Below are 6395 nucleotides of genomic sequence, written 5' to 3' on the forward strand. Positions count from 1 at the left end.
ACTTTTTCCAATTTTGAGGACTTGGTAATCCGAACCTCAAATTACATCAGTTGGTTTAATTCCGACAGAATTAGAACGAGTGTTTAGAAAAAGATGTGCCATTTATTGACATAGGAGCATAATTCGTTTTTATCATCCTCTCGCCGAAAAATAAAATGTTATTAATGAAAATATTCCGAATTGATACAAATACTCATAGAATAGAACAACTGTAAATAATTAATTGTTTTCATTCTTTAAAAAGTTGCTTATTCTTCCAAAAATAGTTGGTCGAGATAAAACTAGGAAAACACCATAGACTACGCCACCAATGATCACTTCGATAATAAGACTCATCCAAGTAGTTGATAATTTTCGGTCTACCAAGTAAACAACAATAAACATAATTAATCCAGAAAATAAGTACTTCGGAACATTATCAAAAAGAGAACGGATTTTCATTTGTTTACGAATCGAGAATAACATACAAGCCGTCACTCCGAGCTCGGAGCATACGGTTGCAATCATGGATCCTTGTACGCCATATAAAAGTATCAACGGAATATTAAACAAGACATTGATAGCTGCTCCCACAGAAACAGCAAAGGTATATGCACGAGTTTGTTGCGTTGGTATTAAGTACTGCATGCCAATAGCATTATCCCAAGAAATAAACAGTGCAGCAAGAGATTCAATCATCATCAAAGAACCTAAAACTCCGAAGCCTGGTCCAAAGAACAAGATAGAAAATTTGTTTGCAACTGCCGCAAGCCCAAAACATAGTGGCACAGATATAAATGAAACAAAATCAAAAGAAAATTGAAAGATTCTGTGTGTACCCGCCAATCCTTCTTTTGAAAAACGGTTTGCAATGTGTGGAAGAAGCACCGTACCGGTTGCCGTAACAACTGCTATAATCATTCTTACAACTTTATCGGAGTTATCATAAAAACCAGACGCATCTGTAGAAATCATATTGCCAAGCATAGTTTTATTTAGTACAACATAGATTTGAATCGCAATTTGTGGTACAAATAATACGATTGATGGCCAGAGATGCTTTAAAATGCCGTTGATTGTAAGTCTCGGTTTCTTAATATAAAAGCGTAAATATGGAAACATTGTTAAACTACCGATGAGTGTCGATATTGTAATAATGACGATATATAAAAGTGTATCACCGTGATTTTTTACAAATATAAAAATTGCAGCCACAGAGATAATCTTGACAATTACATTTCGCAAAACTGTAACTTTGAAATTTTCAATTCCCATAAAAAGCCAAGATATATCGGCCATGGCAGCAATGATCAAAATAGATTGAGCAAGAAGAAATGGCGTATACTTTACATAAAATAGCGAAAAAATAATATAAAAGACCAACGAAATGCTCAGGGTCACAGTTCTCATCACTAGAATTTCCCAGAACGTTGCCGAAAGTGCTTCTTTATCATCACGAACGAATGCAATCTGTCGATTCCCGTAAAACCCTACCCCGACACTACCAAACAAAATAAAATATTGAACCACAGAATTAGTGTAGGAGTTTATACCTACCCCAGATGGTCCTAATACGCGTGAAATATACGGTATGGTAATGAATGGAACTAAAATTGCAAATATTTGATAAAAAACATTCCACAGGTAGTTTTTTAATACTTTCATATATGCCTTCCCTTACAAGCCTTCGTATTGGTCAACAACATCCTTAATTACAGACAAGTATTGTTTACCATATTCTTCATCTGGTTCGAGGTAGCCACTCTCACCCCACTCATTCCAGGCGAACATAAAAAGATAATCGTTTTGATAATGATACTTTACGTTGTAGGCTTGCTTGAATAAATACTCCCGAAAGAGTTTTGGATTTGATTGCATCACCATTCCCCGACGTGATTTACGCGGCGTATCATCATAACCAACGAACATGCCTGCTACTGATTTTTCACTTGTTGCATGCCGTTGTATGACTTTTTCCATCAATGAAGTATAACTATAAATTTTTGGGCCTTTGGAGATCGCACGTTGTTTATGAGATGCAACAAATTTCGAGGTTGATCTTTTAAAGAATTTTGTCGCAATTTTTAAACAGTTTTTCTTAATAACTGCTTTCAAATCGCGTTTCATTTTTTTAGAGACACTCAGCCTCTCTTCTTTTTCTGTCTCAAAGTCAGTCAATGCATATCTCGGTTGATATTCAATCGAGTAAGTAAATTTTGAGTCATCACTTGCTGGGTCTTGTTCAAATTCAATCTGTTGATAAGCATATTCTATCCCATCAAATCCATTTTCGCGTGCAAGCTGATTCCAATACTCGAGCGATTCATTCAAATTAGGAATGGACTCTGGACGATAAATTACAAGAAGTGGGCGATTATTTTCAACAATATAATCTTCATCTTTGAAGAATTGCAGTAAGTAGTCGAAATGTTTTTTCCACTCTAATTTGTCACCGTATTTTTGCTCGAGGAAACTTTCAGGTTTGTCAGTGGCAGTCCACGCATTCTTCCATGACTCATTGGCCCAACAAATACAATACGGAAAATGTATTTGTTTTGAATTATGTAATAATTCTAGTGGCTTATTTAACAATAAAGTTCCACTGAACCAATAATGGTAGATACAAAAACCATAAACGTTATTTTGTTTAGCCAGCCGAGTTTGCCATAAGATTGTCTCCTCATCAAGCAAATTATAATAATTATTATTTTCAGGTACTCGCGGCTGATCATGTTGAGCAAACAATGGTTTTGCTGATTTGACACTGTTCCATTCCGTGAATCCTTTTCCCCAAACCTGATCATTCAAAGGAATTGAATGAAACTGTGGTAAATAAAAGGCAATGACTTTTAGCATAACGTGTTTCCTTTCTAAAAACAATTCAGATTCATTAGTAAAAGGTGGAGTCGTCCAAGCTCTGGAACACAATCGGTAACAAGTAGCACACAATGACGACCACATAAATTGATCATATCAAAAACATGCAAACTTCTAATGTGTGAACTGTCTCGACTGCCATCTCCACAATCTATCATATTTTTCACCTGTACTACACTCTAAAAACGAAACTTTGAGAAATGTTTAAGGATTGAATCAGAATCATATTGCATTATAAAGATAATTTTTTGCAATTTGCATTAATAGCCCTCCAGAAAAATATTAAACAAAAACTATATAACAGGAAGGATTAAAAATTGGGTTCTCCTGTCCACCTAAGTTCTAATAAAAGTATCTAGATGGTGAAATCTTACCATTCTTAATCAAGCAGAATAACTTTTAATAAGTTTTCATCTGCCTTCACTTTAATTAACACTTAACATCTGTCCAGATAGCTAACTAGACAAATCAAAGACTCCCCTTAACCGAATGACTTCACATTCATTAAAACAAGATAATCAAATTCAGTGATTAATGAACCCATTGAAGATATAAAAAATCCGTAATTAACATAATTGTATATGAACCCTTTGTATTTTCGTTTAACGGCTTAATGGTTTTTCACCTTAATAATAATAACCTTTGTTAAAAATTTGATTTTTTCTTTTAAGGGCTTAGAATTTATTATTTCTTTTATTAGAGTGAGAGCAGTATCAAAACAACTGTTCGTCCTATCCAATGATAGGTGATTCTTCAAAATAATTCTCGTCCAATCTCTCATAAATGCATAAATAGACTTTAGAATTAAACTACATAAAACATCAGATTCTTCATGTTTTAACATACTAATAAATTGTGATATGATTTTTTCTTCTGAAAGGGACATTTTTTGGGCATTGTTTGTTGTTAATATACTTCCTTGACGTATTCTATATGCATAATTTGGTTCAGGTGATGTAGCAACTAACTTAGCGAGCATATAAGCTCTTGCTGTAAAATCTACATCCTCAAGTAGAATCCCTGGCGTAAATCGTATATGATTACTATTAATAAAATCTAGCCTATAGATACTCAACCAAACTACAAAAGATATGTTGCTGGATAAGAATTGGTCTAATACTATTGTCCCACAATTGGTTGGAACATTGAAATCTGGAACCCAACCTTTAGGAATATTGCCATTAAAGTCTCGAAATGACCCACGCACAATGTCAGCTTCTGTTTTGTCAGCAATTTGATAGAGCGAGCTAACAAAGCCTGGCATAATTTTGTCATCTGGATCTACAAAAATTATATATTTACCAGTTGCCACATCAATACCAGTGTTCCGAGCTACTGATAATCCTTGGTTTTTTTGGTTGATTACCTTAACATTGTGATGACTACAGATTAAATCGGAAATTACTGCTAGCGACTGATCTGTGCTACCATCATTTACTATAATGACTTCAACATTGCGATATGTTTGAGCTAAAATTGATTCAATACATGTCCTACCCGAATTGTCAAATCAAGTGCAACACTTGCTAAACTTCACTTATAAGTGGTCTAGGTGGTGGTCATGCGAGTAGCTGCTCAGCCATGAATTCATTGGCTGATTTATAACCAAATAGTTTACGTGGCCGTTGGTTAAGTGCCGCGGTCGCTTGCTTAATATGATCATCACTGAAACTGGTAATTGATTGACCTTTAGGGATAAATTCTCTTAGTAGCCCATTAAGCTGTTCGTTACTGCCCCGTTCTGACGGCGTATAAGGATGAGCAAAATATAGGTTGGTCCCAGTGACCTCACTCAGCGCAGAAAATTCTGCACCATTATCAAAAGTGAGTGACTTAACCCCCTCAGCATCAAGTTTATGCACAAACTGTTGAACTGCAGCCTTACAGGTTTCAGCCTGATAGTTGGGGATTCTGATCACGACTTCGTAGCGCGTCATTCGTTCAGTTAGGGTGAGCAGTGCCGGTTGATCGCTGGTTCGCTTGCCTTTGACTAAATCACCTTCCCAATGACCAAATTCAGAACGATCATTAGCCGCTACTGGTCGCTGTTCAATTGAAGTCCCCAAGATCTTTTTATTTTGGCGTACACGACCAGTACTGTGCTTTTGGTGACGCTTAACCTGTTGTGGTAAATCGATATTGGCGACAGCTAGTAACCCGCGATCAATGTAGCGATAAACAGTGGGTGTTGCGGGGCAATATTCAGCTGGATGGTGACGTTTATAAGCACCGACAAAGCTATCTACACTGTGCACTCGGAACTTAGCCTTAAGCGCAGTGGTCAATTGGTTAAAAAATTCCGGATTATGTTCGAGTAGACTTTTGCGATGGCAATTTAAACGGCGTTGTTCGTATTGAATTTGACCGCTATCGGCAAAATAACGCTGGGTATAAACGCCATAACTGGACATTTGCGTCACGGTGCCGCGCTTGATTTCACGGCTGATCGTGCTGGGATCGCGGGTTAATCTTTTAGCAATCGCTCTGATCGAATAATGATCTTCATAAAGACTCTGGATTTGGCCACGCTCCTCACTTGATAGTTGCTTATAAGATTTTTTGATGGTATCTTTAGATTGGGTCATGAAGTCCGTCCTAACTTATTGGTTTTGTCACTTATAAGTTTAAGGCTTCATGGCCTTTTGGTCTAGTTATTTAGGTGTTGCACTTACATTGTAAATCCGGCGTGACGAAAAACTTCTTCCAAATCTTGCTTTTGGGCTAGTGCAGCGATAATTTCTGTGGTAAGTTCATTCATGGGGAATGCCTCCTGTGATGTTTTCTGTGGTTACTAAATATCATAAGGGAAGGCATTCCCTATTTCTATACAATTCAGAAATCTTTTATGCATTTACACAAGATATTTTACGCTCTCCGCCTTATCGTTCTAATATGAAAGGTGCTAAACAGCATAATAAGCGTCAACTCAAGGCGTTACGGCGGACAATAGAGTCACGCTTTTCAATTTTAGCCCAGCAATTTGGGATTGAAACCAATCTCACCCGTAGTCTATTTGGTTTTCAATTAAAGATTGAATTGACGATATTGGTATACAATTTAGGCTTTTTTGATTTTATGACGAACTAGCACCACGCGTATTAAATATAAACTTACTTTTTGGATATCTATTAACCATTAACGTAAAGAATAAATCATCACCTAAATTGCTATTAGCATATCCTTCAACAAGTATTCTTTTCAATTATTTTATCATCCTTTTATAGTGATTAAATCGATTAAATCTTTTATAAGTTATGTCGTAATAGGCAGTATTCTAATTATAATTCAATACATATTAAAAGGGCGGGAGCAGGTCCATAGACTTCAACGTTTTAATTTGGAAAATTTCACCTTAATATCAATAACTACAGGGACATAGAGAGAAATAAAGAATTTAACTTTTTTAATTAGCCCATTTTTTTTACTTGGCAAATTACAAGTTTAATCCGAACAAGCCCGGAATCTTTCAATGGCAGTCTGTTGATGATGTATTTTTAATGGTCGTTGATTAATTAGTTCAAGTGCTGCTAGGATCTCAT

5 protein-coding genes and 2 pseudogenes are annotated in these 6395 nt (G+C 36.0%); 2 read left to right on the plus strand and 5 right to left on the minus strand.

Annotated features, from left to right (window positions below; all coding sequences use genetic code 11):
• Nucleotides 1-87: IS3 family transposase (locus EGT51_RS12475; protein WP_135369000.1), on the plus strand; the 87-nt coding region annotated here is incomplete at its 5' end.
• A 132-nt stretch (nucleotides 88-219) separates the two neighbouring features.
• On the opposite strand, the gene EGT51_RS12480 is transcribed toward EGT51_RS12475, so the two are convergent.
• The 4 genes from EGT51_RS12480 to EGT51_RS12495 form a co-directional block, all read right to left on the minus strand.
• Complete coding sequence (locus tag EGT51_RS12480) at nucleotides 220-1644, minus strand: flippase (protein ID WP_135368997.1); 1425 nt, start codon at nucleotides 1642-1644, stop codon at nucleotides 220-222.
• A 12-nt stretch (nucleotides 1645-1656) separates the two neighbouring features.
• Nucleotides 1657-2835: a glycosyltransferase WbsX family protein gene (locus tag EGT51_RS12485; RefSeq protein WP_135368998.1), complete on the minus strand. Its 1179-nt coding sequence runs from the start codon at nucleotides 2833-2835 to the stop codon at nucleotides 1657-1659.
• A gap of 631 nt (nucleotides 2836-3466) precedes the next feature.
• Entirely contained in the window at nucleotides 3467-4342 is an 876-nt protein-coding gene (locus tag EGT51_RS12490) for a glycosyltransferase (protein WP_225428751.1), read from the minus strand.
• Between the two features lie 73 nt (nucleotides 4343-4415).
• Nucleotides 4416-5441 carry an IS30 family transposase gene (locus tag EGT51_RS12495; RefSeq protein ID WP_135368999.1) on the minus strand — a complete coding sequence of 342 codons (1026 nt, stop codon included), beginning with the start codon at nucleotides 5439-5441 and terminating at the stop codon, nucleotides 4416-4418.
• Nucleotides 5442-5733: 292 nt separating this feature from the next.
• Between EGT51_RS12495 and EGT51_RS12500 the strand changes: the two are divergent.
• Nucleotides 5734-5943, plus strand: a pseudogene (locus EGT51_RS12500) (transposase); the annotation flags it as partial.
• A gap of 354 nt (nucleotides 5944-6297) precedes the next feature.
• Here the strand turns inward: EGT51_RS12500 and EGT51_RS12505 are convergent.
• Nucleotides 6298-6395 (minus strand): annotated as a pseudogene (locus EGT51_RS12505) (IS30 family transposase); the annotation flags it as partial.

It is taken from the genome of Levilactobacillus suantsaiihabitans, from assembly GCF_004745505.1.
Taxonomy (GTDB): Bacteria; Bacillota; Bacilli; order Lactobacillales; family Lactobacillaceae; genus Levilactobacillus; species Levilactobacillus suantsaiihabitans.